Annotated in this window: 26 protein-coding genes, 1 tRNA gene and 1 riboswitch; of the genes, 12 read left to right on the forward strand and 15 right to left on the reverse strand. The window is 62.3% G+C overall.

Going from position 1 to position 26,352, the window contains the following annotated elements:
* Nucleotides 1-380 precede the first annotated feature (380 nt).
* The 6 genes from gcvPB to KC8_RS02770 all read right to left on the reverse strand — a co-directional run bounded on the left by gcvPB (nucleotide 381) and on the right by KC8_RS02770 (nucleotide 6,564).
* Nucleotides 381-1,949 (reverse strand): aminomethyl-transferring glycine dehydrogenase subunit GcvPB, encoded by a 1,569-nt coding sequence (gene gcvPB, locus KC8_RS02745; protein ID WP_010123642.1) that lies wholly within the window; start codon nucleotides 1,947-1,949, stop codon nucleotides 381-383.
* Nucleotides 1,946-3,313, reverse strand: coding sequence for an aminomethyl-transferring glycine dehydrogenase subunit GcvPA (gene gcvPA / locus KC8_RS02750; RefSeq protein ID WP_010123640.1), 1,368 nt, complete (start codon nucleotides 3,311-3,313; stop codon nucleotides 1,946-1,948). Before gcvPA ends, gcvPB begins: the two co-directional genes overlap by 4 nt.
* Nucleotide 3,314: 1 nt before the next feature.
* Nucleotides 3,315-4,082, reverse strand: coding sequence for a class I SAM-dependent methyltransferase (locus KC8_RS02755; RefSeq protein ID WP_010123639.1), 768 nt, complete (start codon nucleotides 4,080-4,082; stop codon nucleotides 3,315-3,317).
* On the reverse strand, nucleotides 4,079-4,450 hold the full coding sequence (gcvH, locus tag KC8_RS02760) for a glycine cleavage system protein GcvH (protein WP_010123638.1): 372 nt from the start codon (nucleotides 4,448-4,450) through the stop codon (nucleotides 4,079-4,081). Before gcvH ends, KC8_RS02755 begins: the two co-directional genes overlap by 4 nt.
* 3 nt (nucleotides 4,451-4,453) lie before the next feature.
* Nucleotides 4,454-5,575: a glycine cleavage system aminomethyltransferase GcvT gene (gcvT, locus tag KC8_RS02765; protein ID WP_010123637.1), complete on the reverse strand. Its 1,122-nt coding sequence runs from the start codon at nucleotides 5,573-5,575 to the stop codon at nucleotides 4,454-4,456.
* 164 nt (nucleotides 5,576-5,739) lie between these two features.
* Nucleotides 5,740-5,838, reverse strand: a riboswitch (glycine riboswitch).
* An 84-nt stretch (nucleotides 5,839-5,922) separates the two neighbouring features.
* Entirely contained in the window at nucleotides 5,923-6,564 is a 642-nt protein-coding gene (locus KC8_RS02770; protein WP_010123636.1) for a hypothetical protein, read from the reverse strand.
* Nucleotides 6,565-6,676: 112 nt separating this feature from the next.
* On the opposite strand from KC8_RS02770, the gene ispH reads away from it, so the two are divergent.
* From ispH to KC8_RS02790, 4 genes are all read left to right on the forward strand, one after another.
* Nucleotides 6,677-7,636: a 4-hydroxy-3-methylbut-2-enyl diphosphate reductase gene (gene ispH, locus KC8_RS02775; protein ID WP_010123635.1), complete on the forward strand. Its 960-nt coding sequence runs from the start codon at nucleotides 6,677-6,679 to the stop codon at nucleotides 7,634-7,636.
* A 68-nt stretch (nucleotides 7,637-7,704) separates the two neighbouring features.
* Nucleotides 7,705-8,664 carry a homoserine kinase gene (gene thrB / locus KC8_RS02780; protein ID WP_029624274.1) on the forward strand — a complete coding sequence of 320 codons (960 nt, stop codon included), beginning with the start codon at nucleotides 7,705-7,707 and terminating at the stop codon, nucleotides 8,662-8,664.
* Complete coding sequence (gene rnhA / locus KC8_RS02785; protein ID WP_010123631.1) at nucleotides 8,661-9,122, forward strand: ribonuclease HI; 462 nt, start codon at nucleotides 8,661-8,663, stop codon at nucleotides 9,120-9,122. The genes thrB and rnhA overlap by 4 nt, the downstream gene beginning before the upstream one ends.
* Nucleotides 9,122-9,757 carry a DsbA family protein gene (locus KC8_RS02790; RefSeq protein WP_010123629.1) on the forward strand — a complete coding sequence of 212 codons (636 nt, stop codon included), beginning with the start codon at nucleotides 9,122-9,124 and terminating at the stop codon, nucleotides 9,755-9,757. Before rnhA ends, KC8_RS02790 begins: the two co-directional genes overlap by 1 nt.
* Nucleotides 9,758-9,760: 3 nt before the next feature.
* Here the strand turns inward: KC8_RS02790 and KC8_RS02795 are convergent, their stop codons facing one another.
* The 3 genes from KC8_RS02795 to KC8_RS02805 form a co-directional block, all read right to left on the reverse strand.
* The gene (locus KC8_RS02795; protein WP_138956593.1) at nucleotides 9,761-11,470 is read right to left on the reverse strand and encodes an FAD-dependent oxidoreductase; all 1,710 of its coding nucleotides are present in this window, start codon (nucleotides 11,468-11,470) and stop codon (nucleotides 9,761-9,763) included.
* A gap of 132 nt (nucleotides 11,471-11,602) precedes the next feature.
* On the reverse strand, nucleotides 11,603-11,971 hold the full coding sequence (locus tag KC8_RS02800; protein WP_010123625.1) for a carboxymuconolactone decarboxylase family protein: 369 nt from the start codon (nucleotides 11,969-11,971) through the stop codon (nucleotides 11,603-11,605).
* Nucleotides 11,968-12,792, reverse strand: a complete 825-nt coding sequence (locus KC8_RS02805; protein WP_010123624.1) for an SDR family oxidoreductase — start codon at nucleotides 12,790-12,792, stop codon at nucleotides 11,968-11,970. The genes KC8_RS02800 and KC8_RS02805 overlap by 4 nt, the downstream gene beginning before the upstream one ends.
* A gap of 244 nt (nucleotides 12,793-13,036) precedes the next feature.
* On the opposite strand from KC8_RS02805, the gene KC8_RS02810 reads away from it, so the two are divergent.
* Together KC8_RS02810 and KC8_RS02815 are read left to right on the forward strand one after the other, a co-directional pair.
* Nucleotides 13,037-13,966 carry an AraC family transcriptional regulator gene (locus KC8_RS02810; protein WP_010123621.1) on the forward strand — a complete coding sequence of 310 codons (930 nt, stop codon included), beginning with the start codon at nucleotides 13,037-13,039 and terminating at the stop codon, nucleotides 13,964-13,966.
* A gap of 67 nt (nucleotides 13,967-14,033) precedes the next feature.
* Nucleotides 14,034-15,017 carry an LLM class flavin-dependent oxidoreductase gene (locus KC8_RS02815; protein ID WP_010123619.1) on the forward strand — a complete coding sequence of 328 codons (984 nt, stop codon included), beginning with the start codon at nucleotides 14,034-14,036 and terminating at the stop codon, nucleotides 15,015-15,017.
* A 2-nt stretch (nucleotides 15,018-15,019) separates the two neighbouring features.
* On the opposite strand, the gene KC8_RS02820 is transcribed toward KC8_RS02815, so the two are convergent.
* The 3 genes from KC8_RS02820 to KC8_RS02830 are packed head-to-tail and all read right to left on the reverse strand — an operon-like array spanning nucleotide 15,020 to nucleotide 18,082.
* Nucleotides 15,020-15,790: an SDR family oxidoreductase gene (locus KC8_RS02820; protein ID WP_010123618.1), complete on the reverse strand. Its 771-nt coding sequence runs from the start codon at nucleotides 15,788-15,790 to the stop codon at nucleotides 15,020-15,022.
* On the reverse strand, nucleotides 15,787-17,244 hold the full coding sequence (locus KC8_RS02825; RefSeq protein WP_010123616.1) for an aldehyde dehydrogenase family protein: 1,458 nt from the start codon (nucleotides 17,242-17,244) through the stop codon (nucleotides 15,787-15,789). Before KC8_RS02825 ends, KC8_RS02820 begins: the two co-directional genes overlap by 4 nt.
* Nucleotides 17,245-17,248: 4 nt before the next feature.
* Nucleotides 17,249-18,082 (reverse strand): NAD(P)-dependent oxidoreductase, encoded by an 834-nt coding sequence (locus tag KC8_RS02830; protein ID WP_010123614.1) that lies wholly within the window; start codon nucleotides 18,080-18,082, stop codon nucleotides 17,249-17,251.
* 202 nt (nucleotides 18,083-18,284) lie between these two features.
* Between KC8_RS02830 and KC8_RS02835 the strand changes: the two genes are divergently transcribed.
* Nucleotides 18,285-18,956 (forward strand): glutathione S-transferase family protein, encoded by a 672-nt coding sequence (locus KC8_RS02835; RefSeq protein WP_010123613.1) that lies wholly within the window; start codon nucleotides 18,285-18,287, stop codon nucleotides 18,954-18,956.
* A gap of 134 nt (nucleotides 18,957-19,090) precedes the next feature.
* Here KC8_RS02835 and ubiG read toward each other — a convergent pair whose 3' ends face one another.
* Complete coding sequence (gene ubiG, locus KC8_RS02840; RefSeq protein WP_010123612.1) at nucleotides 19,091-19,837, reverse strand: bifunctional 2-polyprenyl-6-hydroxyphenol methylase/3-demethylubiquinol 3-O-methyltransferase UbiG; 747 nt, start codon at nucleotides 19,835-19,837, stop codon at nucleotides 19,091-19,093.
* Nucleotides 19,838-19,913: 76 nt separating this feature from the next.
* On the opposite strand from ubiG, the gene KC8_RS02845 reads away from it, so the two are divergent.
* The 3 genes from KC8_RS02845 to KC8_RS02855 all read left to right on the forward strand — a co-directional run bounded on the left by KC8_RS02845 (nucleotide 19,914) and on the right by KC8_RS02855 (nucleotide 22,456).
* Complete coding sequence (locus tag KC8_RS02845) at nucleotides 19,914-21,182, forward strand: aspartate kinase (RefSeq protein WP_010123611.1); 1,269 nt, start codon at nucleotides 19,914-19,916, stop codon at nucleotides 21,180-21,182.
* A gap of 29 nt (nucleotides 21,183-21,211) precedes the next feature.
* Nucleotides 21,212-22,195 (forward strand): NAD(P)H-dependent flavin oxidoreductase, encoded by a 984-nt coding sequence (locus tag KC8_RS02850; RefSeq protein WP_037495312.1) that lies wholly within the window; start codon nucleotides 21,212-21,214, stop codon nucleotides 22,193-22,195.
* Nucleotides 22,196-22,381: 186 nt separating this feature from the next.
* A tRNA-Glu gene (locus KC8_RS02855) sits at nucleotides 22,382-22,456 on the forward strand.
* A gap of 246 nt (nucleotides 22,457-22,702) precedes the next feature.
* On the opposite strand, the gene KC8_RS02860 is transcribed toward KC8_RS02855, so the two are convergent.
* Together KC8_RS02860 and KC8_RS19740 are read right to left on the reverse strand one after the other, a co-directional pair.
* On the reverse strand, nucleotides 22,703-23,539 hold the full coding sequence (locus KC8_RS02860; protein WP_158217664.1) for a mechanosensitive ion channel family protein: 837 nt from the start codon (nucleotides 23,537-23,539) through the stop codon (nucleotides 22,703-22,705).
* Between the two features lie 21 nt (nucleotides 23,540-23,560).
* Nucleotides 23,561-23,725, reverse strand: a complete 165-nt coding sequence (locus KC8_RS19740; protein WP_157663895.1) for an IS3 family transposase — start codon at nucleotides 23,723-23,725, stop codon at nucleotides 23,561-23,563.
* Nucleotides 23,726-24,000: 275 nt separating this feature from the next.
* Here KC8_RS19740 and KC8_RS02865 point away from each other — a divergent pair, with 275 nt between their 5' ends.
* Together KC8_RS02865 and KC8_RS02870 are read left to right on the forward strand one after the other, a co-directional pair.
* Complete coding sequence (locus KC8_RS02865) at nucleotides 24,001-24,942, forward strand: DUF7065 domain-containing protein (protein WP_010123607.1); 942 nt, start codon at nucleotides 24,001-24,003, stop codon at nucleotides 24,940-24,942.
* Nucleotides 24,939-26,249, forward strand: coding sequence for a phosphotransferase family protein (locus KC8_RS02870; protein ID WP_010123605.1), 1,311 nt, complete (start codon nucleotides 24,939-24,941; stop codon nucleotides 26,247-26,249). Before KC8_RS02865 ends, KC8_RS02870 begins: the two co-directional genes overlap by 4 nt.
* The last annotated feature ends 103 nt before the right edge of the window (nucleotides 26,250-26,352 follow it).

Genomic DNA, 26,352 nt, shown 5'->3' on the forward strand with positions numbered 1-26,352 from the left:
TTATGAAAAACCCCCAAAAGCACGATCGATATCACCTGCCTCGCGGCAACAATTCAAACGGCTTGTTTGCGGATGGTCCATATCCGAGGCGAATTTCGGTATGATTTCGGATTGGCATCGACTTCGCAATTTACGCGATTGCTGATCTTGAAGCCTTCACGCTTCTCTAGCCTCGATTGCCCATCATCGGTCTCATTCGCCAATCACAAGCAAGGCTTCGTCATGCCCCTGCCCAGCCCCAATGCGGGAACGTGGCCGCAACGCCGCCTTCGGCATCCATTTCTTGAAAAACGTGCTTCCGGTCGGGCAGCCCCATCCCCGGCTGGTTCAGGCCTGCCGCCGCCACTCTAACTTCTGCTCGCGGCGGCGGCAGTGCCCGATCACTCGGCGGCTTGCGCTGCCACCGGGTCTTTCCACACCAACACCGGCTTGCGCGCGGCCAGCGTTTCATCCAACCGCCGGCGCGGCGCGAGATGTGGCGCGGCCTTCAACGCCGGATCGCCCGCGCGGGCACGCTCCGCCACCGAACGCAGCGCACCGATGAACTGGTCCAGGGCCGCCTTGCTTTCGGTTTCGGTCGGTTCGACCAGCATCGCCCCGTGGATGACCAGCGGGAAATAGACCGTCATCGGGTGGAAACCCTCGTCGATCAGCCCCTTGGCGATATCCAGTGTCGAGAACCCTTCAGCAAGATTATCATCCGAGAACAGCGCTTCGTGCATGCACGGCCCGCTGGCTGCAAACGGCGCGTCGAGCACATCTTCCAGCGATCGCAGCACATAATTGGCATTGAGCACCGCATCCTCGGCCACCTGGCGCAAGCCATCCGCACCATGGCTCAGCATATAGGCCGCGGCACGCACGAACATGCCCATCTGGCCATGGAATGCCACCATGCGCCCGAAGGAACCGGCATGATGTTCGCCGGCGGTTTCTTCCTCGACCAGCGCATAATGGCCGCCCTGCTTTTCCACGAACGGCAGGGGCGCGTAAGGCGCGAGGAGATCCGAAAACACCACCGGGCCAGAACCTGGGCCGCCGCCGCCATGCGGGGTGGAAAAGGTCTTGTGCAGGTTGATGTGCATCGCATCGACGCCAAGATCGCCTGGGCGCACCCGCCCGACGATCGCGTTGAAGTTCGCCCCGTCGCAATAGACCAGCGCGCCGGCCGCGTGCACCGCGTCCGAAATCGCCTTCATATCCGGTTCGAACAGGCCGCAGGTGTTGGGGTTGGTGATCATCACCGCCGCCACGTCCGGCCCCAGCCGCGCCTTCAGCGCCGCCAGATCGACCCGGCCGGCTTCGGTCGCAGGGATGTTCTCCACCGCATAGCCGCAGAAGGCCGCTGTTGCCGGGTTGGTGCCATGGGCGCTTTCGGGCACCAGGATCACCTTGCGTGCATCGCCGCGCGCCTCCAGCGCCGAACGGATCGCCAGCAAACCACATAATTCACCATGCGCCCCGGCTTTCGGGCTCATCGATACGGCCGCCATCCCGGTCAGCTTGACCAGCCATTCGCCGACGAGGTGGATCAGCGCCAGCGCGCCCTGCACCGAATCCACCGGCTGCAGCGGGTGAATGTCGGCAAATCCGGGCAATCGCGCCATTTTCTCGTTGAGACGCGGGTTATGCTTCATCGTGCAGCTTCCCAACGGGAAAAGGCCGAGGTCGATCGCGTAATTCTGGCGGCTCAGGCGGGTATAATGGCGCACCGCCTCGGGTTCGGCGAGGCCGGGCAGGCCAATGCTGGCGTTGCGCTCCAGCCCACCAAGGCGGCTTTCCACCTTCGGTGCGTCGGGCAAGTCGACGCCGGTGCGCTCGGTATCGCCGATTTCAAAGATCAGCGCTTCTTCCAGCATCAGCCCCTTATTGCCGGTGAAGGTCGCAACGGCGCCGCCGGCTTCGCCCGATGTCATTTCCGGGCGCCATCCGCTCTGGTTGATGCTCATCGCAGCGTCTCCTCCAGTGCATCGGCCAGTTCGTTGATGTCATCCTCCGTCACGGTTTCCGTCACCGCGACGATCAGGCCGTTTTCAAGCGCGGCAACACCCGGATAAAGCCGCCCCAGCGATACGCCGCCCAGAATACCGTCATCCGCCAGTGCGCGAACGACAGGACGGGCTTCCTTTGGCAACCGCAGCGTGAATTCGTTGAAGAATGATCCGTTGACCAGTTCGACGCCCGGCACCTTCGCCAGCCTGTCCGCCGCCGCTACTGCGCTGGCATGGTTGAGCGCGGCAAGATCGCGCAGGCCGCGTTCGCCCAGCAATGTCATGTGGATTGAGAAAGCCAGCGCACAAAGCCCTGAGTTCGTACAGATATTCGATGTCGCTTTTTCGCGGCGGATATGTTGTTCGCGGGTCGACAGCGTCAGCACGAAACCGCGCTTGCCTTCTGCATCGACGGTTTCGCCGCATAGCCGGCCCGGCATCTGCCGGACATATTTGTCGCGGGTGGCGAACAGGCCGACATATGGCCCGCCAAATTGCAGGCCGACGCCCAAGGACTGGCCTTCCCCAACGACGATATCCGCGCCCATTTCGCCAGGCGAACGGATCGCACCCAGCGCAACCGGCTCGGTGACGACAGCGATCAGCAGCGCGCCCATTTCGTGGCAGCGGGCGGCCAGTTCCGACAGGTCGGCGACATGGCCGAGGATGTTGGGGTTCTGGACGACGACACAGCTCGTTTCCTTGTCGACCGCCGCGATCAGCCGGGCAAGATCGTCGCCGGGCGCGCCGATGGTCAGGTCGGGGATGGCCGTTTCCAGCACGTCGCCGGTGAATTTCGCCATCGTCGTGCAGACCGAAACATAATGCGGGTGCACGCCGGCCGAAACCAGCGCCTTGGCGCGCTTGGTGATCCGCCGCGCCATGACGATCGCTTCCCAGCAGGCGGTCGATCCGTCGTACATGGATGCGTTGGCGACATCGCAACCCAGCAGCCGCGCGACCTGCGTCTGGAATTCGAACAGCACCTGCAACGTGCCCTGCGCGATTTCGGGCTGATAGGGCGTATACGCCGTCAGGAATTCCCCGCGCTGGATCAGGTGATCGACGCTCGCCGGAACATGGTGGCGATATGCGCCGCAGCCGAGGAAGAAAGGCACGTCGCCTGCCGCAAGGTTGCGATTGGCGAGTTCCTTCAACTGGCGTTCCACCGCGATTTCCGATGCGTGGCCGGGAAGGCCGGCGATCGGGCCGGGCAGCCGGGCTGCTTCGGGCACATCGATGAACAGGTCGTCGATCGAACGGGCGCCGACGGTGCGGAGCATCGCGCTCCTGTCGGCATCGGTAAGGGGTAAATACCGCATGTTAGGATGGCTTTCTCATGCTGAATCTCAAGCGGACATAATCCGCCAGCCAGGTTCCGTCGGGTTGCAGGAAATCATGTTCGAGCCGCTTCTGGACGGCTTCGGCGATCATGGGCTGTTCCGCGTCGGGGATGTTGGCGCTGTTCATGAAACCGGCGCGGAACGTCCGCAGCCAGCCGGTCACGCCGGCGGGAAGCGGTGTCGGCCGCGGGATCAGGTGCGCGTCCACGTCCACGAAGCCGGCGGCGGCGTAGATCGCCATAAAGGCATCCGGCGTCGGATACCATTGCGGTTCGGCCGCCGGCAGCGCGTAGCCGCGCTCGGCCAGTTCGGCGTAGAGTGCTGCGCGCAGCTTGGCGATATTGCCATGCCCGCCCATTTCGCCAACGAACCGCCCGCCGGGTTTGAGCGCGCGAAACACGCCCGCCGCAACCGCTGCGCCATCCAGCATCCAGTGCAGGGCGGCATTGGAGAACACCGCGTCATATTCCGGACCGAAATCAAGCGCCTGCCCATCGGTCACGCGCGCGTCCAGCCCGCGTTCGACGGCCGCCGCGATCATCGTATCGGCGGCGTCCACCCCCACCACGCTGGCGCCTGCGTCCGCAATCTTCGCGGTCAGCACGCCATCACCACAGCCAAGGTCGAGGATGCGCTCGCCCGGCTGCGGTGCCAGCAGCGCAAGGACGGGCGCACCGAGCGCGGGCACGAAGGCCGCGTTCTCGGCATAGTCCTGCGCTTCCCAGCGGCTGGTGGGGTTGACGCTCACAGCGTCGCCACGAACGCCTTGTAGCCGGCCTCGTCGAGCAGACCGTCCAGTTCCGCCACGTTCGACAGCGTGAGCTTGAAGAACCAGCCATCGCTTTCGGGCGCGCTGTTCACCAGCGAGGGATCGGCTTCCAGTGCGGCATTGCCTTCGGTCACGTCGCCAGAAACCGGGGCATAGACGTCGGATGCGGCCTTCACCGATTCGACGACGGCGGCTTCCTTGCCCTTTTCGACGGCGGTGCCGGCGGGCGGCACTTCGACGAATACCACGTCACCCAGCTGCGACTGGGCGTAATCGGTGATGCCGACGGTGGCGATATCGCCGTCGACGGCGATCCATTCGTGATCCTTGGTGAAATAGAGCGTCATGGCTCAGGCTCCCTTGCGGACGTAATTGTGGGGGACGAAGGGCATGGCTGCGACCTTCGCCGGGAAAAGCTTGCCGCGCTGTTGCAGCGTGACGGGGGTGCCAGGCGTTGCGAGCGACACGGGCACATAGGCCATTGCGATCGGCGTCTGCAGCGTGGGGGAAAAGCCGCCGGACGTGACACGGCCAATGTCATTGCCGTCAGCATCGACCACCGTACCGCCTTCGCGCACCGGCTGCCGGCCCTCGATGATCAGGCCGACGCGTTTGGTGGCAGGCCCTTCGGCGCGTTCGATGGCGATCCTGTCGGAGCCAGGGAAGCCCCCCTCCTCGCGCCGGCGTTTCGGGATCGCAAAGCCAAGATCGGCCGCAACCGGGCTAATATCCTCATCGAGATCATGGCCATAAAGCGGCAGGCCCGCTTCCAGGCGCAGCGAATCGCGCGCACCAAGGCCGGCGGGCTTCACTTCGGGCTGATCGCATAACAGGGTCGCGATCGTGTCGGCGGCCGATGCCGGCAGCGAGATTTCGAACCCATCCTCGCCGGTATAGCCCGAACGGCTGATCCAGCAGGACACACCGCCAAGGCGGAATGCACCCGCTGTCATGAACACCAGCTTTTCGACACCCGGCGAAAGGCGGGCCAGCGCATCGACGGCCTTCGGCCCCTGCAACGCGATCAGCGCCTGTTCGTCCATATGGTTCAGGGTGATATGTTCGGGCAGATGTTCGTGGAGGTGGGCGATGTCGTCATATTTGGTCGCGCCGTTGACGACGACGTACAGGTCGCCCTTGGTGCGCGTGACCATCAGATCATCGAGAATCCCACCGCTGTCGTTGAGCAGCAGCGAATAACGGATCCGGCCTTCGGCAAGACCCGCGATATCGCCGGGCATGACGGCTTCGAGCGCCTCATCCACCTCTTCGCCGGAAATCAGCAGCTGGCCCATATGACTGACGTCGAACAGGCTGGCCGACGATCGCGTCCACAGATGTTCGGCCATGATCCCTTCGAACTGGACCGGCATATGATAGCCGGCGAACGGCACCATCCGCCCACCGCGCGCACGGTGCCACGCATCCAGCGGCAGGGTCTGCGGGATTTCGTCGGTGGTTTCTTCGCTCATCCAAGGTCTCCGTACTGTGGCGCGACAATACCGCCAGGGCGCATCTGCCCTGTCGTCTCGTCGCCCCCTCTGTCACGGAACCTGAGAGCTTTCACGAAGCGTCTGTCAACGCGCCGCTTACCCCTTCGGTGGGGCAGTTGCCTGCCCGCTTTCCAGAGTGCCGTAAAACCCGCGCGGTCCGGTCTGCCTGAGAGATTCCGGGGCGGTTGCTCCTTCGGCGGCGTTTCCGGTCACCCGGCAACGCACTCTCCCGCGCGGTTGTCCGGGAATCTCTTCCCGGCGGCGAAACCAGCCTTGGCGCGCGGCGGCGTGCAAGTCAACGCCGCCCACGCGCCGGAGCCATCGAATCAGCGCGTCGCGTTGTACGCAAGCTGCTCGTTGGTGAGCTGGAAACCGATCAGCAGCTCAAAACTTGCCTGCCGGACGGCCGCGCGCACCGCCGGATCGGCCAGCGGATCGATCGATGCGTCGGCGTCTTCGGGCTTGCGGCGGCGCGTGATCTGTTCCTGCACTTCGGCCGGCAGCGTTGCCGCGGAACGTGCGATGCTGGCGTTGCCGCCTCCTGCCGTCGTGGCGCGCGCCTCGCCATCGGCAAAGCGCAGGACAATGCGGCTGACCTGCTTGGACACGATCTGCGTGCCGCCACGCGTGACGGTGGCGAAATATGGCAGCACCACTTCGCGCGCGCCGCTGGTGTCGGTGCGCCGGGCCTGCACTTCGAACGTGGCGTCGGCGACGATCTTTTCGCCTTGTTCGCTGCATGTATTGCGCAGGTTGGTGATGGTCGCGACCACATCGATCGCGCGCGCCTCACGGCTGGCCGGCGGGTTGAACAGCGTGACATCCCCGGTGTTGACCGGCACGGCGACCGCCGGACAGGACGAGCGGACGGATTTGATCCCGCCTGTTTCGTCAAACTGGGCGCCACTGGCGCAACCGGCAAGGGCCAGCGCGACAAGGCTGAGGGCGATCGTCTTGGGGTGGGACAAGGGGGGCAATCCTCTGCAATCTATGGGGCCGGCGGCGAATGGCCGCGAACGGGCCGGCGTCGATCATAGGAAGCGCCTTCCGCGCAGGCAAGCAATCGCGTAGAGCCGCGCCATGGCCGACATACCTGTTTCCCTCCCCCCGCTTCGTTTGCTGATCGCCGCGCCCCGTGGTTTTTGCGCCGGCGTCGATCGCGCGATCCGGATCGTCGAACTTGCGATCCAGAAATATGGCGCGCCCGTTTATGTGCGCCATGAAATCGTCCACAACCGCTATGTCGTCGATAGCCTGAAGGCGCTCGGCGCGGTTTTTGTCGAGGATCTGGACGAGGTGCCCGATGGCGTGCCCGTCGTTTTCTCTGCCCACGGCGTGCCAAAGGCGGTGCCCCACAAGGCCGAAGAACGCGGCCTCGATTATGTCGACGCCACCTGCCCGCTCGTTTCCAAGGTCCATCGTCAGGCCGAACGGCTGGTGGCTGATGGCCGCCACATCCTGTTTATCGGCCACAAGGGCCACCCGGAAGTGATCGGCACCTTCGGTCAGGTTCCCGAAGGCCGGATGACGCTGATCGAAAACGAGGCGGATGCCCAGACGGTCGCCCCCGCCGATCCCGAAGCATTGGCCTTCCTGACGCAGACGACATTGTCGGTGGACGATACGGCCGCCACGATCGCCGTGTTGCGACAGCGTTTTCCTTCGATCCACGCACCGCGCGGAGAGGATATTTGCTACGCCACGTCTAACCGGCAGGCCGCCGTCAAGGCGATCGCCGAACAGTGCGATGCCATGCTGGTGATCGGCGCGCCCAACTCCTCCAATTCGCTTCGGCTGGTCGAGGTCGCGGAACGCAGCGGGGTGAAGGCGCTGTTGATTCAACGCGCCGATGACATCGATTTCGCGTGGCTGGATGGGGCCGCGACGCTCGGCATCACCGCTGGGGCATCGGCCCCGGAAATATTGGTGCGCGAAGTGGTCGATCGCTTGGCGACGCGTTTCGCCATCGAAGAAAGTGAAGTGACCACCGCGAAAGAGGATATGATTTTCAAGCTGCCGCGCGCGCTCGCAGACGTCTGACGCTGCAGAATTGGGGCCAGCCCGGCCGTCCGCCGGGTTCAGCATGACGATATCGAAGGGATACTATTTTGGCCGTCTACACGCATGTCTCTGCCGAAGACATGGAAACGCTGCTCGCACGCTATGGCGCCGGATCGCTGGTTTCGGCCAAAGGCATCGCCGAAGGTGTGGAGAACAGCAACTATCTGGTCGATACCACCGATCATCGCTTCATCCTGACGCTGTATGAAAAGCGTGTCGACGCCGCCGATCTCCCCTTCTTCATGGCGCTACTGGATCATTTGGCGGACAAGGGATTGCCCGTTCCGCGGGCGCTGAAGGACCGCGATGGCGTGCAGTTGCAAACCGTCAGCGGCCGTCCCGCCTGCCTGATCGAGTTCCTGAACGGCGTGTCCGTCACCCATCCAACCCCTGTGCAGACGCGCGCGGCCGGTGAAGCGCTGGGCCAGATGCACGCGGCGCTGGCCGATTTCGGCGGCAAGCGCGAAAACAGCCTTGGCCCGGATGGGTGGGCGGCACTTGCGGCGCGGTGCGGGGATGATCTGGATGCCATCCAGCCGGGCTTGAAGGCTCGCGTCGATGAAGAATTATCTTATATTTCCGCGCATTGGTCAAGGGATTTACCACGCAGCGTAATCCATGCCGATTTGTTCCCCGATAATGTCCTGATGCTCGGCGACGATGTTTCGGGTGTGATCGATTTCTATTTTGCCGCGCATGAAGTGCGGGCCTGGGATGTGGCGGTAACGCAGGCGGCCTGGTGCTTTGAAAATGATGGCACCGGGTTTGATCCGGCTCGCGCGGCCGCGCTGATCGCGGGGTATGACAGCACATTCGGGCTTTCGGGGGCGGAACGCGCCGCTTTCCCGACGCTGGCGCGCGGGGCATGTCTGCGGTTCCTCCTCACCCGCGCGTGGGATTGGCTCAATACGCCGGCCGATGCGATGGTGACGCGCAAGGATCCCCTTGCCTTCCTGCGTCGGCTCGATTTCTATCGCGATGCGCAGCCGGAGACGCTTGGCCTGTGAGTGATCTGACTTCCGTTGAAATCGCCACGGATGGCGCGTGCAAGGGCAATCCCGGGCCCGGTGGCTGGGGCGTGCTGCTGCGCGCCGGTGGTACGGAGCGTGAATTGTCCGGCGGCGAAGGGCTGACCACCAACAACCGCATGGAATTGATGGCCGCGATCCAGGGGCTGGAAGCGCTCAAGCGTCCCTGCCAGGTCAGGCTGTCCACCGACAGCCGCTATGTCATGGATGGGCTGACCAAGTGGATCAAGGGCTGGCTGCGCAACGGCTGGAAGACCGCTGATCGCAAGCCGGTCAAGAATGCGGATCTCTGGCAGCGGCTGCTGGCCGCCGCCGAACCGCACCGGATCGAATGGTTGTGGGTGAAGGGGCACGCCGGGCATCCCGATAATGAACGCGCCGATATGCTCGCCAGCGATGCGGCTATAGCGGCCGGGCGGGCGCTTCGATCGGCATGATGAAACGGCGGCGCGATATCCTGCAATTCCTCGCCGCCGCCGCTGTCGGATCGGGCGGCGCATTGCTGTTCCGATATTTCCGGCCGGTGGGCGAACGGGTCGACAGTTCGACCCCGACGATCGAAGGCATCCATGCCGATCCTGATGCCCCGCGCGTCGGGCCGGATCATGCGCCGCTGACGATCACGGTTTATAGCGATTATGATTGCGCGATCTGCCGCCAATCCTACGGCGCGATGCGCGATGTGCTGGCTGATCGGCGCGATGTCCGGGTTGTTTACAAGGAATGGCCGATTCTCGGCCCGAACTCGGTTCGCGCCGCCCGTGTCGCGCTCGCCGCGGACAAGCAGGGCATTTATGGCGCGGTCCATGATGCGCTCATGCAACGCAACGAACGGATCAGCGATGCGCTGCTGCGCCAGATCGTCGAACGCGCCGGTGGCGATTGGGCGCGGCTGGAGGCCGATCTCGTCGTCGATGCCGACCGGATTGACAAGGCCCTCGCCCGCGTCGCGACCGAGGCATTCGCGCTCGGCCTGCGCGGCACGCCCGCTTATCTGGTCGGGCCGGTGCTGGTCAAAGGCGGCCTCGACGAAGCGGGCTTTCGCCGAACACTTCGTGAGGCCGCCAAATAACGGTCAGCCCGCGGGCTGGTTCGCTCCCGTCACGTCACGTGCGGCGGCATAGCCGAACGTCATCGCCGGGCCGATCGTGGCGCCGGCGCCGGGGTAGGACCGGCCCATCACCGACGATGCGGTGTTGCCGATGGCGTACAGCCCCGGAATCCGCTTGCCGGCTTCATCCAACACCGCGCCGTTGCTGTCCGTCACCAGGCCACCATTGGTGCCGATATCGCCTGGATTGACCGGAAGGGCGTAGAACGGTCCCTTTTCCAACGGCAGCAAGTTGGGATTCGGCTGCACTTTGGGATCGCCATAATAACGGTCATAAGGCTGATGCCCCCGTCCGAAATCGGGATCCTCGCCGCGCAGCGCATTGGCGTTAAAGCGCTCAACCGTCTCAAGCAGAGCCTCAACCGGAAGCCCCAGTTTCGCCCCCAGTTCAGCGATGCTATTCGCCTTGGTCAAAATCTGCTTCACCTCGCCCCGCATCGTGAAATCGGGGAAGAGCGGCATCACCGGCCCCATCGGATACTTATGCCGGAACGTCGCGTCGAAGATGATATAGGCCGGCGTGGTTTCGGCGCCGGGCACATTCTTCTCGAACATCTCCTTGCCGACGATGTGGTAGGACGCCGCTTCATTGGTGAAACGTTTGCCGGCCTGGTTGACGATGATCGAGCCGGGCAGCGAACGTTCGAAGAACAATGGCCGTGCCCGATCTTCGCCGGGCACCTTCACCGTTGGCGCCCACCATGCGGAATCAAGCCGCTGGGTCGCGGCTCCCGCCCGCTGGGCCGCCACCAGTGCATCGCCCTTATTATCCGGCTGACCGCCACTGACGTCGGGATCGGGCGAGCGACGAAGGTTTTCGCCACGCAACTCGCTGTTCCGCTCAAAACCGCCCGCGCCAAGGATCACGCCCTTGCGTGCGCGAATGCGCTGTGTTTGGCCATCCCTGATGACGGTCACGCCAACCACGCGGCCACCTTCAATGATCAGATCATCAAATGCCGTCTTGCGCCACAGCGGCACCTTGCGCCGGTCCATGGCGAGCTTCAGTCGACCAACCAGCGCATTGCCACCGGTCAGGTAGCGGCTGCGATCTGATTTCAGTCGCTGGCCAACGTCCGAATAATAGCGCCAGAGCACCTTGATCATGCTGGAAATCCAGCCCGGCCAACGGGTGATCATCGGCGCGGCTTCCGCCGCCGTCCAGGAAATCTTGCCGAACAGCATGGCCGCCGGATGGGTGGGGCGCAATTTATTCAGATCATCACCCAGCAGGCGGCCGTCGAGTGGAACGGGATCATGGCTACGCCAACCCAGCTTACCGCCCGGCAACTCGGCGTGATAATCTGTATAGGGAATGGAATTGTAGAGCACGTCGGCCTCGCGCTCGACATATTGGAGCATCGCGGGCGCCATATCGACGAACGCCTCGATCCGTCCCGGTTCGACATCGCCGGCCAGCGCCGAAATATACTGGATCGCTTCTTCACGGGAATCCTGCTGCCCCGCAGCTTTGGCAAGATGGCTGTTCGGAATCCAGATGACACCGCCCGACGTGGCGCTCGTCCCGCCGAACAATTCGCCCTTTTCGATCACAAGGACATCGGCGTGATGGTCTGCCGCAACGATCGCTGCTGTCATGGCGCCCGCGCCCGATCCCACGACCAGCACGTCGGTCTCATGGTCCCAGCCGGTCATGACCTTAACCTCTTTCATGCATTCACCCTCAGCAGCGCGCGCACATTGCGCAGCGAAATTATATATCTGGTCCGCAGTTTGACGTCGACTGCCCTCTGCAACAACCGATTTCGTCGGAGATGTCTCTCGAATATAACGCCTAGTGGCGCGCTACTCGCGATCCGACAGCACGCGATTCAGCACCTGCTGAAAGCTGGAGGCCCGGGGGTAACCGATATAATTTACCATGAAGACCAAAATTTCACGAGCTTCGTCTGATGTCAGCTCACCGTTGGCCAGGGCAGCACGAAGCTGGACTTCCTGAATGCCGACCTCGCCCAGCGCCAGCACCGCGCCCAAAATGAGCAAGCGACGGGATCGAATGTCGAGTACGTCGCGCGTCCATATCTCCCCGAACAGGTGGTCGATTGTGCCGTTGACAAAAGTGTCCCGCTTTTCCGGGGGCGGCACGGGGACAACCGCGCCATAAACCCGCTCGAACATAGCCTCGCCAGCCGCGCGGCGATTCTCCTCGCTCATGCCGCAGCCTCCGCCAGCAACCGATCCAGATCAATCTGCCCCGTCGCCATTCCTGCGGTAAAGCCGGCGTCGGCGATGAAATTGCAGCCGTTGACATAGCTTGCCGCATCCGAATTGAGGAAAATCAGTGGCCAAGCCTGTTCTTCCGGCAAAGACCTCCGCCCGAGCGGCTGCGTATAGACATCAATCACCTTCGGTCCGGCGAAACTGTCAAAATCCGGGGTCATCCCGCTGATCGTTGGTCCCGGGCTGAGCAAGTTGAGGCGGATGCCCCGATTAGCCAGAATATGGGCCGATTCCCGCATTCCCCATGCGATTACAGCCTCCTTGGAAAAGGAATATGGATCGCCGACACCGGCAAGGCGCGGCTCAACCCATGCCTGCGCCGAAACATGATCGGGCGTGGCGACAAACTCTGTGATCAGAGCCGCGCGATTGACCCAGCCATTCCCCGCGGTCGATGCGATGACCGCAATCGCGCCACCGTCCCTAATCTTCGTCCGCACCTGTTCGATGCAGTAGCGCATGTTGATGAAGTTGACGGTCACCACATCCGCTGCGGCATGGGTCTGCGGCAGACCCGAGCAATAATATACGGCGTCTAGCGGACCCTGGATTTCGGTCAGCGCAGCATCAATCGATCCGATGTCTCGCAAGTCGCACAATGTGAACGCGGATAGGCCAGGATTGTCGACGGGTTTCCAGTCTATTCCGTGAACCACAGCGCCAAGCCGCACCAGTTCCTCAGCCACGGCGCGGCCGATGCCCGAGTAACAACCGATCACCAGCACTTTCTTGCCCGCATGGGACCAAACCGACATCAGCGCTCTCCTTTTTCCGTTATCCGTTCATCCTCTCATCATGCCCGTCGAGCCGCGACCTCTGGCTGTTAGGCGTTAGGGACAAATGTCGTATAACGGACGCGTTGTGCGCACCGCATCTTATCACTATCTTTGAGATGCGCAGCAATGATACTAGCTCTTGACGCATAGCAAGGTGGCCGCAGGGTCAAAACGATAAAATGCGGAATGCGGAGAAACGGATAACTGAGAGAGGCTTGAGGCAGTGATCGAGACCGAACAAGCAAACATCCAGTCTTCGGCGCACGTGGATGCAGCCATAACGGCCCCGAATTGCGCCATTCAGATCGTCAGCATGGTCCACCCGTCGCCGGTGGAGTTCACGCATAACGAACCGCACCACACGATCGCGATGCAGCGTCAGCGCAAGCAGTCTTTTTCAACGGGACGGTACCTGATCGACGGCGCCGAAAAGCGTTTTGAGGATATCGGCCGCATCATGGTAATCCCGGCGAACGTGCCGTTGCAGGTTCGCGCCGAAGGCGGGCCGACACAGGCGATTCGGTGCATTTTCAGTCAGGATGCCTATGCCCGGATCACCGGATTGGACGAATTGGTGCATCCGAATGAGATGGTCGGCTGTCTTGACGTAAAAAGCCCCCGGATCACGGACACGCTGGCCCGGCTCGCCAATGAGGCGGAAGCGCCGGGTTTTGCCTCCCGTGTGTTGGCGGAATCGCTTGGCACGTCGCTGATGGTGGAAATCGCACGATACGTGAATGATCTCCAGCCCCGATCGACCATCCAGCGCGGTGGACTGGCGCGGCGCACCCATCGCCAGATCATTGAATATGTCGAAACGCAAAATGGCACGCCTTCGCTGAGCGATCTGGCCCTGCTGACCGGGCTAAGCCGTCGTCACCTTAGCCGTGCCTTCAAGCAGACGACCGGCCAGACCATCTATGACTATGTGGAACAGGTGCGTTTCAATCGCGCATCGTCGATGCTGGCGGACACCGATCTCCTCATCAAGGATATTGCCTTCAAGCTGGGCTTCACCTGTTCCAGCAGCTTTTCGGTCGCATTTCGTCGCGCCTGTGGTGAAACACCGAAATCCTTCCGTAAGCGCATGCGCCCGGGCGCGCCGGAGGAAACAGATACGATGCGTAAAGCGGCTGCCCAGATCAAGAGCTAAGCCAAACGGGTTCGTCGCGTGGGAAACGTACAGCCGGCGCGCGCTTTACATGGAGGGATGACCGCAAATGGCCGTGATCGATGCCGTCTTGAGGTTCAATATGAGCGGTCGGGGCGACAGCCGTGCGGCGGAATCCGATCGCTACCGCGCGGCGATCGCGATGGCGGAATATGCTGACAAGGCCGGCTTCGCTGTCGTCAACGTCGAAGAGCATCATGACGTTGAAATGGGCTGGCTCCCCTCCCCTTTGCTGCTGTCCGGTATGATCGCGGCTCGCACCGACAATATCGTCATTCGCGGATCGGCTGTGCTCGGTCCGCTTTATGATCCGATCCGGCTGGCCGAAGATATCGCCATGCTCGATCTGGTCAGCCGCGGCCGTTTTCTGACGGTATTGGGTCAGGGATATCGCCCCAGCGAATATCTGGCATTGGACCGGAATTTCGATACACGCGGCGTGGATACCGATTTTCTGATCGATACCTTGCTGAAGGCATGGACCGGGGAACCGTTCGACTATCGCGGCACAACGGTCCACGTTTCGCCCCTGCCCTATACCCGGCCGCACCCCCCGCTTTATTATGGCGGCATGAGCGCGGCCGCCGCCAGGCGCGCGGCCCGGTGGGGCCTGCCCTTTTTGCCCGGCCAGCCCATGCCGGATATCGAGGCCATTTATATCGCCGAATGCGAACGCCTTGGCACCACGGCCCGCGTCGAGACGTTCACAGATATGGCGTTGCTGTTCGTCGATCCTGATCCTGATGCAGCGTGGCAGGAACTTGGCCCCTATTTCCTCAAGGAAGTGGATCAGTATGCACGCTGGGCAAAAGCCGGAGTACAACGGGTTTACGATGCGGGCAGTGGTTCGATCGATGCGTTAAGGGCAGCAGGCACGTACGAGATTTTGACGCCGGAGCAGTGCCTGGAGCGGGCACATAGCCTCGATCGCCCCTATCGGCCGATTCTTCACCCGATGGCCGGTGGCCTTGCGCCGGAACGGGCGTGGAAATGCCTTAAACTCTTCACCGAGGAGGTTCTCGCACGGGTGTGAATTCAACCGCCTTCGAGTATCTTGGGTTCACGCCCCACCGGCCGCATCAACACAAACTCGAACGCAGCCTTGCCCGGCAGGTCGAAACAGTGGGCGATCTGCTCACCAACATCCTCTACCTGCATCATTCCATTCCAATATGGGCCACGTTCCAGCCAGTCGGCATATGCGGCCCCCACCACCTGTTCATCCCACCCCTGGCCGAAACCGGTGCTGGTATCGCCCGGAATGAATGTGGTGACGCCAATATCGTCTTGCTGCACCTCATGGCGCAGTTCATCGGTAAAGCGCTCCATCCCTGCTTTCGTCGCCCCGTAGATCGACAGGAAACTGAATGCGCCGTCACGATGCACGGTAGCGGACGAGACATTGACGATGCGCCCGCCGCCACGTCGGCGCAGATGGGGAATCACGGACCGACACGTCAGGATCGGCGCAAGCAGGTTGATCCGGATCTGTTCTTCCAACTGCCCAATATCGAGATTTTCGATACGGTTGGGATAAGCCACACCCGCATTGTTGACGATGCCGTCGATCCCGCCGAAATGATCCGCTACCCGGTCCATTCCCGTACTGATCGCGGCGGCGTCTGTGATATCGACCGCCAGCGGCAGCACATCTCCACCAATCGATCGCGCCGCTATGTCCAGCGCGTCCACGTTTCGTCCCCAGATCGCGACCCTGGCGCCCCGTCGTGCCAGTGCCGCCGCTGTATGATAGCCCATGTTACGGGCCGCGCCGGTGACGATGACGACTTTGCCCGCGATGCTCATGCCCCTACTCCGATCGTCTTGATCTGCAGATATTCCTCAAATCCCTCGACGCCCATTTCGCGGCCGATGCCGCTTTGTTTGTAGCCACCGAACGGGGAGTCCGCTGCGAAGATGTTGGCTGCATTGATATTGATGGATCCCGTGCGGATACGCCGCGCCACCGCCAGCGCGCGGGCAGGATCCGCCGATTGCACCGCGCCCCCCAGCCCGAAGATCGAATCGTTGGCGATCCGCACCGCATCCGCGTCGTCATCGTAGGGAATAGCGACGAGGACGGGACCGAATATCTCCTCCTGCGCAATCCGCATATCATTGCGAACATCGGCAAATACGGTCGGCTTGATGTAATAGCCACTCTTGGCTTCGTCCGCGCCGCCACCGGCGACGATCCGTGCGCCTTCCTGTCGGCCCAGTTCGATATAACCAAGCACCCGATCATATTGTGCCTTCGACGCGACCGGGCCAAGGATCTGGTCTTCGGCGTCCGGATCACCATAGGGCATCGCATCATACATCGCCGCGATTGTGGCGACGGCTTCGTCATAGCGCGATCGGGGCAGCAGGATGCGGGTCGGCAGCGAACAGCCCTGCCCGGCATGGTAACAAACGGCGAGCGACGAATAGAGCGCATCCGGGAATATTGCATCGTCGAGAACGATATTCGCCGATTTGCCGCCGAGTTCGAGGAACACCCGTTTCAGCGTCTTTGCGGCGTTTTCCATGATCCGTTTGCCGGTGGCGGTCGATCCGGTGAAGGAAATGATGTCCACGCGTGGATCGGCGACAAGCTGTTCGCCGAGCGCCGCTTTGTCCTCGCCAGTGACGATATTGAGCACGCCTGCCGGCAACCCGGCTCTTATCGCCGCCTCGCCCAGCAACGCCGCCGACCATGGCGTATCGGGCGCGGCCTTGAGCACAACGGTACATCCGGCGGCCAGTGCCGCGGTAATCTTGGCCAGGTTGATCTGAACCGGCATGTTCCACGGTGTGATCGCGCCGACAACGCCGGCTGCTTCCCGGATCACCAGCCGCCGCGTTGGCGTGCCCATTGTGGAAGTCACGCCGATATCGCGCTGATAGTCGTACGTCCGGGCAAGATCGATCGTCCAGTCCATGAAGGCGATCGGTACATCGAGGCCAGGGCCGCGCGTCACGCCGATCGTGGCGCCTGTTTCTGCCGAAATGCGCGCCCGATATTCATCCGCCAGGGTTTTCAAGGCATCGCGAAAACGAACCAGCGACGCAACGCGCAGATCCCGGTTTTCAGGCCAGTCGCTTTCGTCAAAAGCCCGTCGGGCCGCCGCGATCGCCGCATCCATATCCATCGGCGAGGCATTCGCCGCTTCGCCGACCTTGGTGCCGGTCGCCGGGCCGATATTATCGTAGGTGCGTCCATTTTCGGCGTCCCGCAGGCTGCCATCGATATAAAGTCGCGAGGTTGGAAACAGCGCCATTGGGTCAAATCCTCGTCACGGCATCACGGAACAGGCGGGCAGTCGCATCGCCCAGCGGCACGGCAAGGCCGCAATCGGCAGCGAGATCGATGGCAAGCGCCAGATCCTTTTCGGCCAGAGTGGCGAGCGCCGTCTGGGTCGCCACAAAGAGGTCTGTGCCAATCTGCGCCGGACCGTTTGCGCGAAAGCCGACATAGGCCCGCATCGATGGTGTCAAATTGCCATTGTCAGTCATCACTTCACTCAGCCGGGCCGGATCCAATCCGGCGGCGGCGGCAAGGCGATAGGCCTCCACCGCCCCGAGAAGTTCGACATAAGTGACAAGATTGTTCACGATTTTGAGCGTCATGCCCTGACCGGTCGCACCAGCATGGACAATGTTGGAACAATAAGCCGACAGCAACGGCCGGGCCTGATCAAGTGCTGCCGGATCCCCGCCGACCATGCAGGTCAGCCGACCATTGCGCGCACCATCGGCGCCGCCGGTAACCGCAGCATCGATCACCGTTACGCCATGCACCTTGGCACGAGCCGCCAATTCCAGGACCGTAGCAGGCCGGACGGTGCTGTGGATCGCGATCAGGCCGGAACGCATCCTTGTCAGCAAGGCCGTCACAACCTGTTCCACATCTGCATCGTCACGCACACAGATGCCGATCAGATCGGCCGATGCGCCGACATCGGCCGCATTTTCCGCTATGCGTGCCTTGCCTTGAAAATTGGCGGCCGCTGCTTCGGCCATGTCGAAAACGGTGAGGTTCAGTTCAGGCCGAAGCAGCCGTTCGGCCATCGGCAGGCCGATATTCCCCAGACCAATATAGCCCACGCGTAGCGCCATACCCGCCCCTCTCCTTAACAGGCTGTTGTCGCCCGGTTCGAACGCCGGTGTAGCCGACAGCAATAAAGCCGAGAATGAGCGCGTCGGAAGAAATGGCCAAAAGTGTCAATTTGGCCTGATAAATCGGCCCTGCAGGAATATTTGGTTAATCGCGCGGTGACCACTTCCGCCAACGCGTTCACACCCGTAACAGGGACGGATCATGTGGCAGCTCTTTCAATTCCCGTTATGCCCCTTTTCGCGCAAGGTCCGTCTGGTCCTGGGGGAGAAGGCTGTCGGCTATGAACTGGTCCGCGAATCGCCGTGGACCCAGCGGGACGAGTTTCTCGACATGAACCCCGCGGGCCAGACGCCGGTAATGGCCGACGACGCGGCCGGAATCGTGCTGATCGATTCCTCCACGATCTGCGAATATTTCGAAGAAACCATCGAGAAAGCGACGATGCTGCCCGGCACCGCCGCCAATCGCGCCGAAATTCGCAGGCTCGTCGCCTGGTTCGACGAACGTATGTATGCCGAAGTGGTGGCGCCGCTGATGCACGAACGGATGCTGAAACGGATCGTTCACCGCATGACGCCTGACGCCAAGGCGCTGCGCGAGGCGATGAAAGCCGCCAATGGCCACCTTGATTATGTCGATTACCTGCTGGACCACCGTCGCTGGATCGGCGGGCCGGTGCTCAGCCTCGCCGATCTGACGGCCGCCGCGCATCTATCCGTGGCCGATTATCTCGGCGGGATCGACTGGCGCGGCCACGACCGGACGAAGGAATGGTACGCAGCCCTGAAATCGCGCCCCAGCTTCCGGCCCTTATTGTCCGAACGGATGGAGATCGTCAGTCCGCCCGATCATTATGACAAGGTGGATTTCTGATCGCTAAGTTGAGGAAGTTGAGGATATCGGAGATTTTTACTCAGATCGACCGAAGCGATTGATATCACAGAGAGAAAGAACCGTTTGGCAAGCAATCTGTAGCACCGGTCGTACCATGTAGGACAGTGGCGGCTTCACGATGGCGCGTGCTCGATCCGTTTCGCCGTCAGCAGATAATCCATCGCCACATTGTCCGACAGATGGAAGCCTTGGATCGGAGTGAAGGACAGCCCGGTAACGTCGGTCACGCGCAGGCCTGCGGTTTCGATCAGCGCGGTCAGTTCTTCCGGCGTCAGGAACTTGTGCCAGTCGTGCGTGCCCTTGGGGATACCGCCCAGGCTTTCGCCGATGGTGATCAGGGCAAGGCGCGACAGCGGCGTGCGGTTGGGCGTCGACAGGACCAACAACCCGCCCGGCGCCAGCGCGCGAACAAGGCCGGCAACGAAGGCTGTCGGGTCGGCGACATGTTCGATCACTTCAAGCGAGATCACGACATCGAAGGTTTCATCGCCAAGCGATTCGATCGCGCCGTAGCGATAATCGATCGACAACCCCTGCCCCTGGGCATGCGCCCTGGCGACCGCGATATTTTCAGCCGCGGCGTCGATGGCGGTCACCGACGCGCCAAGCCGGGCCAGCGGCTCGGCCAGCAGGCCCGCGCCACAGCCGACATCCAACGCGCGGCGGCCGGCCAGCGGTTTGAAACCAACGCCATCGCCATGCCAATGCGCGTCCACGGCATCGCGGATATAGCGCAGCCGCACCGGATTGAGGCGGTGGAGCATGGCGGAGGAACCCTTGGGATTCCACCAATCGGCCGCCATTGCGCCGAAATGGGCGGTCTCGACGGGGTCTATCGTATCGGGTGCGCTTGCGTTCATGGCAGCACCCCCCTATCAGGCCGCCACACCGCGCGCAAAGCCGGTTCCTGATCAAATAAGAGCGATAGACCTGCCCATGGCCCGTATCGTCATGAAGTTCGGCGGCACATCGATGGCCGGTATCGAACGTATCCGTAACGTCGCCAACCGCGTGAAGCAGGAGGTGGACGCTGGCAACCAGGTTGCCGTCGTGGTTTCCGCCATGGCCGGCGAAACCGATCGCCTCGTCAATTTCTGCCGCGAGGCGTCCGCGCTTTACGACCCGCGCGAATATGACGTGGTCGTCGCTAGCGGCGAACAGGTGACGAGCGGCCTGCTCGCCATCGTCCTCCAGTCGATGGGCGTGAACGCCCGCAGCTGGCTGGGCTGGCAGCTGCCGATCCGCACGTCCGACGCCCACGCCTCGGCCCGCATCGCGACCGTCGACACGGAAGGGCTGGATGCAGCGCTTTCCGCCGGCCAGGTCGCCGTCATCCCCGGTTTCCAGGGGATGACCGAAGACGAACGCGTGACGACATTGGGCCGTGGCGGATCGGATACGTCCGCCGTGGCCGTCGCGGCCGCGATGAAGGCCGATCGCTGCGACATCTACACCGACGTCGATGGCGTCTACACCACCGATCCCCGCATCGTGCCCCGCGCCCGCAAGCTGGGCCGCGTCACCTATGAAGAAATGCTGGAACTGGCCAGCGTCGGCGCAAAGGTGCTCCAGACCCGTTCGGTCGGGCTGGCGATGAAGGAAAAGGTGCGCGTCCGGGTGCTGTCGTCGTTCGACGATAGCCGCGACGACGAAGGACACCGGGGAACGCTGATCGTCGGTGACGACGAGATCGAAGAGGGAAGCATGGAACGTCAGTTGATCACGGGCATCGCCCACGACAAGAACGAAGCCAAGGTCACGCTGGTCGCCGTGCCCGATCGCCCCGGCGCGGTCGCCACGATCTTCACGCCGCTGGCCGACGCCAGCATCAACGTGGACATGATCGTCCAGAATATCGCCCATGAAACCGGATCGACCGACGTCACCTTCACGGTGCCGAAGGCCGAACTGACCCGTGCGCTCGACGTGCTGGAAAAGCAGCAGCCGACGATCGGCTTCGAACGTGTCCTGCACGCGACCAACGTCTGCAAGGTTTCGGTTGTCGGCGTCGGCATGCGCAGTCACGCCGGGGTCGCCGCAACAATGTTCAAGGCGCTGGCCGATCGCGGGATCAACATCCAGGCGATCACCACGTCGGAGATCAAGGTAAGCGTGCTGATCGAGGACGATTATACCGAACTCGCCGTGCGCGTCCTGCACACCGCTTACGGCCTTGATGCCGAAGAAGAGGCGGTGGAAGCGTGATCCAGGCCGGCAGCCGCCTTGCCGCGCTGATGGCGCGGGGTACGGAATTCCTGGGCACCGACGTCGCCATTCTGGCCGGCGCAATGTCGTGGGTTTCCGAACGCAATCTGGTTGCCGCGATATCCAATGCAGGCGGCTTCGGCGTCATTGCATGCGGGGCGATGACGCCCGCGCTGCTTGATGCCGAAATCGCCGGCACCAAGGCGCTGACGGCCAAGCCCTTCGGCGTCAACCTGATCACGATGCACCCCGATCTGCTGGAACTGATCGACGTTTGCGGCAAACATGGGGTCAGCCATGTCGTGCTGGCGGGCGGCCTGCCCCCCGGCGGGGCGATCGACAAGATCAAGACATTTGGTGCGAAGGTCATCTGCTTTGCCCCCGCGCTCGCGCTTGCCAAGAAACTGATCCGATCGGGCGTGGACGCGCTGGTGATCGAAGGCATGGAGGCCGGCGGCCATATCGGCCCTGTTTCCACATCCGTTCTGGCGCAGGAAATCCTGCCGGTCGTTGCCGATCAGTTGCCCGTGTTCGTGGCGGGCGGCATCGGCCGCGGCGAAGCGATTGCGGCCTATCTGGAAATGGGCGCCGCTGGTGTGCAACTGGGCACCCGTTTCGTCTGCGCGCAGGAATCGATCGCGCATCCGAATTTCAAGAAAGCCTTCATCCGCGCATCGGCCCGCGAAGCCGTTGCCAGCGTCCAGATCGATCCGCGCCTGCCGGTGATCCCGGTGCGCGCCCTGAAAAATGCCTCGACCGAATTGTTCACGGCCAAGCAACGCGAAGTGGCTCAGGCTCTGGACGAAGGCCGGCTCGGCATGGCCGAAGCCCAGCTCCAGATCGAACATTATTGGGCAGGTGCATTGCGCCGCGCCGTGATCGAGGGCGATGTCGAAAACGGATCGATCATGGCTGGCCAGTCGGTCGGCATGGTGACCAAGGAAGAACCGGTCGCCGACATTATCGCAGCACTGATTGCCGAGGCAGAAACCGCTCTCGCAGCACGGGGTTAGGCCCTTCTTTGCCGCCGGCACGCCGCAACCTCGGCGAGCCGGCGGACAGATCGCGGATGCAAGGCGGCGGCATTGAACCCGCCATCGCGGCCCGCTGGCCTTGGTGGCAAGCCTCTCCGGCATAGTCCATCAACTATGCTTGACTTACCCTTTCCTGCCCCATAAGCACGCGCCTCCGCATCGATCGGCCCCTTCGTCTAGCGGTTAGGACGCGGCCCTCTCACGGCTGAAACACGGGTTCGATTCCCGTAGGGGTCACCATCCGCTTGAATGAAGCAGGATGCCGCGCTCCAAACCTTCTTTATACTCCTGTTGGTGCAGCCCACCGGTACAGTGGAATAAAGAATGGATATCCCCTCGGCTCGGCGGACACCGCATGCACTCGGACCTCGGGTGTCTCACGCCTGAACAGACCGAACTGCACATGAACGGCTAGCGCTGCGTGTCCGCCGAACCGAGGGAAGATCAATCCAGATTGAGGCGGCTGCCGCTTTGGGCCTGGCCGCTTTAACTCTCATTGCGCACATCCATCTTTCCTTCAGTGCGCAGATTGTGAACCCGGTCACCGATGCGGGTGGCGATGGCTCGCTCCGTGTCGCCGACGCGTTCAGGCTTGCTGTAGAATATGACCTCAAGCCGGTATTTGCCGATATCGCTCGTGCCGACGCCGACGGTGATGTCATCTTCCGCCGACGCGCCTCGTTGCGGCTGTGAATGGCCCTCGGCCGTACCCTCATAAGCCTCAAGTGCGGCGGCTTCGATGGCGGCGCGCTCGGCGAAGAGATTGGCGTCCGGCTCAAAGGTCATGTTGAAGACATGCCGGACGCGTCCACCGGCATGTCCTTCCACGCGTACCGGCGAACTGAGGAGCAAGCTGTGCGGAAGGATGACCTCCCTTCCGGTGCGATTGAACGATCCATCCCGCTTCTCGAACTCCCTGATCCGCGTAACCAGCAGGTTGAAGTCCATCACCTCGCCGCGCTTGCCGCCAATCTCGATATAGTCACCTACCGAATAGGCGCGCGACAAGGTGCGCAGCGCCGAACCCGAGAAGCACATGATCAGTTCCTTCATCGCGATGACCGAGGCCACAGCGAAGGCGGTAAGCGACAGCGCGAAGGTGCGCAGTTGCGGCGCCCAGATCATCACCAGACCCAAAATCGCAACAAGGATCAGCACATTGCGCAGGCTGGCAGTCCAGCGGCGCACGACCAGCGGCGGAAACCCTTCTCCTCGCTTCAATGCCCGCCCGACCACGAAGCGAATGGCAAACAGGGCCGCCAGCAGGGCTGCCGACGCCAAAATACCGGATTGCAGCAACTGTTCTCGAATAATCTCAGACATCATGGTTCTGGCTATGCCTCATTATATGTTTCGTCTTGGCATTTGACGATGCGGATTTAGGGCGACGCGTTCGAGCTCGCTTACCCAGCATTTACAGATATATTCGCATGGCGTGAGGCCGTGCAGGGCCCTCGATCGGCGGCGATAATTATATGCGTCGATGAAGTCATCGGGGTGGGCGGTCAATTGTGCATGGTTGACGCCAGTCCTCGGCGGCCTGTTCCAGATGCTCCGTGGATAACGAGGCGACGGTCCAGAGCAGATAGCGCTCCACCCAGCGGTTCACCGCCGCCCGGCAGTTATGTGAGATCCCAGCGTAAACCGCGCTTGCCTGCATGGCCACCGGAACCGCCTTGGCGGCACATCGTAAAGCACAGCGCGACATCATCAGCCATTAAGCCTTGCCATGGCCGCGCATTCTTTTTAATCCAATTGGATTATATAAAAGAAGGGGCCGGATCATGCTGCATGATGACGACAGGCTGCACCCATCAGGTTCCGACGATAGCTGGTTTGAATCCTGGTGGTTCGCCTTTTACGTGCCCGAACGTCGGCTTTCGGTTTACGTCTATCCCTGGTTCCGGCCAAATCTTGGCATCTGCGGCGGGGGCGTCTTCGCCTGGGATGATGGTGGATCACTGCCCTGGACGATGACGCATCATGATTATGCCTGGAGCCGCCGGTTCGACGGCGCAGCCACGATGCTGGAAGGGGCGCGACTGACAATGCCGCAAGGCGTGGTGATCGATGTCGTTGAAAGCGGGCAAGCCTACCGCATCCGCTATGCTCATCCAGCTTTGGCGTTCGACGTCCATTTTGCCGCCACCGCGACGGTAAGCGCGACCGCCGCGTCCACGGCGGACATCGGCATCTTCAAAGGCCATATCGACCAGCCCGGCCACTATACCGGCTCGGTTCGCGTGAACGGCGAAACGCTGGCGGTGGATTGCCATTGCGTGCGCGATCGCAGCTGGGGGCCGCGTCGCGACGATCTGACGGCGATGCATATCGGCTATTTCCACGCCACCGCATCGGCACGGGATGCATTTCTGATGGTCGGCCATGCACGCGACGATCCAGAACATTTCACGCTGCTGTCCGGCTACCTGATCCGCGACGGGGTGCATGCTGTGCTGGCCGAAGGGGAAGCCCGGATCAGCCGGGCCGACGATCTTTCGCCGGCAAGCTGCCGTTTGCGCGCGGTGGATGTGCAAGGCCGGCAGGTCGAGGCGCAGGGCCGTCGGCTGACGGCGGTTGCCGTGCAGGTCCAGCCCGGCATGTTCAACTGGTCGAGCTTCGCCGAATGGCAGTTCGGCGATGCCACGGCCTATGGCGAATTGCAGGACACGTGGCATCCCGACGGCTATCGCGCCTTCGCTCAGGCGCGCGGGGCGGCGGCATGACCGGGATCGTCGACGATCCCGCCCGCGACGGCCTTCTTCGCGACTGGGTCGGCGCACTGACGGGCGCGGGCATTGCCTCCATCCAGCGCATCAGCGGTGGTGCCTTTCGCTCCAGCTGCCGCGTGACGCTCGATAGCGGACCGGGCTGTGCCTTTTTGAAGATCGATCTTGGTAGCGGCCCCAAAACACCTTTCGATCTGAAGCGCGAATATGAACTTCTCGCCCGCCTGGACGGCCGGGCCCGTGCACCGCGCATATTGGGCTGGCATCAGGAAACGACCACGATGGCGATGCATTGCCTTCCCGGCGAAGCGACCTATGCAATGATCACTGACGATGCACAACGCGACCGTGTCGAACGGACTTTCGTTGAGGCACTGGTGGAATGCCATGCGGTCGATATCGCGTCTCTCGCGCTCGATCACCTGCCACCCGGCCGCACGATCCGTCAGGCGATCATCGCCGATCTGGACCTTTGGGAAGCACTGCTGAACGCTGGCGTTGCCGATCCTGACCCCCTCACGCTTTTCGCCTTCCGCTGGCTGCGCCATCGCCTGCCGACGGACGATCGGCCGGCTGTGCTGGTTCAGGGCGATGCCGGGCCGGGGAATTTCCTGTTCGATGATGCCGGTGTCACCGGGGTAGTCGATTGGGAAATGGCCCATCTCGGCCATCCGCTCGAAGATATTGGTTGTGTGCTCGCCCGTGCGCTTGTCCAGCCGATGGCCGATGCGGATCGGCTGCTTGCGCTCTATCGTCAGGCTTCGGGACAGGCATGGACCGTAGAAGAACTGGTCTATGCGACGATCTTGGTGATGGCGCGGTTCAGTGTGCCCATCGCCCTCGGCCTGGAAAGCCGCCACACTGGCTTGGATTACGGGCTGACCAGCAGCTATTTTCGCCTCTCGCAAATTTCGTTGATCCGGCTGATCGCACGCGCCGAGGGCATAACGCTTGATGAGACGATACCCGCAGCGGGGCCTCGCCCGACTATCGATTTCGAATTTGATTATCTGCGCGATCTACTGGCCACGATCATCAAGCCCGAGATCGACGATGCTTATGCCCGCTATCGGCTGGATGGGGCGATCGGGCTTATCGGTTACCTGCAGGCGGCATGGTCTGCTGAAGGACAAGGCTCGGCACCCCGGCAGGACACGGGTGCCCCCCGCGTCGAATATGGCGACCGGATTGCACGGGGCCAGATCGATACAACGCTGCAAGGATTCCTGAACGACGCACTCTGGCGCGAAGTGCTGATGCGCGACATGCTCGGCCCGCTTTATGGGCGCCGTGTGCGGTTGTGACGGCCCCCTGCCCGAGTCGGGATTATTTTCGTCCATATGGATTGCGAAGTTGGCTTTATAGTCCGACCGGATGATAAAAATGCATGCCATCTTCCCTCATCCC

It is taken from the genome of Sphingomonas sp. KC8 (genome assembly GCF_002151445.1).
GTDB lineage: Bacteria > Pseudomonadota > Alphaproteobacteria > Sphingomonadales > Sphingomonadaceae > Sphingomonas_E.

Bases quoted from the DNA above. Each gene is read 5' to 3' on its own strand.
- gcvT (WP_010123637.1), bottom strand. From the start codon at position 5,575: ATGAGCGAAGAAACCACCGACGAAATCCCGCAGACCCTGCCGCTGGAT.
- KC8_RS02870 (WP_010123605.1), top strand. From the start codon at position 24,939: ATGACCGGGATCGTCGACGATCCCGCCCGCGACGGCCTTCTTCGCGAC.
- KC8_RS02865 (WP_010123607.1), top strand. From the start codon at position 24,001: ATGCTGCATGATGACGACAGGCTGCACCCATCAGGTTCCGACGATAGC.
- KC8_RS02845 (WP_010123611.1), top strand. From the start codon at position 19,914: ATGGCCCGTATCGTCATGAAGTTCGGCGGCACATCGATGGCCGGTATC.
- KC8_RS02790 (WP_010123629.1), top strand. From the start codon at position 9,122: ATGAAACGGCGGCGCGATATCCTGCAATTCCTCGCCGCCGCCGCTGTC.
- gcvPA (WP_010123640.1), bottom strand. From the start codon at position 3,313: ATGCGGTATTTACCCCTTACCGATGCCGACAGGAGCGCGATGCTCCGC.
- KC8_RS02825 (WP_010123616.1), bottom strand. From the start codon at position 17,244: ATGGCGCTGTTTCCAACCTCGCGACTTTATATCGATGGCAGCCTGCGG.
- gcvH (WP_010123638.1), bottom strand. From the start codon at position 4,450: ATGACGCTCTATTTCACCAAGGATCACGAATGGATCGCCGTCGACGGC.
- KC8_RS02835 (WP_010123613.1), top strand. From the start codon at position 18,285: ATGTGGCAGCTCTTTCAATTCCCGTTATGCCCCTTTTCGCGCAAGGTC.
- ispH (WP_010123635.1), top strand. From the start codon at position 6,677: ATGGCCGACATACCTGTTTCCCTCCCCCCGCTTCGTTTGCTGATCGCC.
- ubiG (WP_010123612.1), bottom strand. From the start codon at position 19,837: ATGAACGCAAGCGCACCCGATACGATAGACCCCGTCGAGACCGCCCAT.
- KC8_RS02800 (WP_010123625.1), bottom strand. From the start codon at position 11,971: ATGAGCGAGGAGAATCGCCGCGCGGCTGGCGAGGCTATGTTCGAGCGG.
- KC8_RS02795 (WP_138956593.1), bottom strand. From the start codon at position 11,470: ATGAAAGAGGTTAAGGTCATGACCGGCTGGGACCATGAGACCGACGTG.
- KC8_RS02850 (WP_037495312.1), top strand. From the start codon at position 21,212: ATGGCGCGGGGTACGGAATTCCTGGGCACCGACGTCGCCATTCTGGCC.
- KC8_RS02805 (WP_010123624.1), bottom strand. From the start codon at position 12,792: ATGTCGGTTTGGTCCCATGCGGGCAAGAAAGTGCTGGTGATCGGTTGT.
- gcvPB (WP_010123642.1), bottom strand. From the start codon at position 1,949: ATGAGCATCAACCAGAGCGGATGGCGCCCGGAAATGACATCGGGCGAA.
- KC8_RS02820 (WP_010123618.1), bottom strand. From the start codon at position 15,790: ATGAGCATCGCGGGCAAAGTCGTCATCGTCACCGGCGCGGCCCGTAAC.
- KC8_RS02860 (WP_158217664.1), bottom strand. From the start codon at position 23,539: ATGTCTGAGATTATTCGAGAACAGTTGCTGCAATCCGGTATTTTGGCG.
- KC8_RS02815 (WP_010123619.1), top strand. From the start codon at position 14,034: ATGGCCGTGATCGATGCCGTCTTGAGGTTCAATATGAGCGGTCGGGGC.
- KC8_RS02830 (WP_010123614.1), bottom strand. From the start codon at position 18,082: ATGGCGCTACGCGTGGGCTATATTGGTCTGGGGAATATCGGCCTGCCG.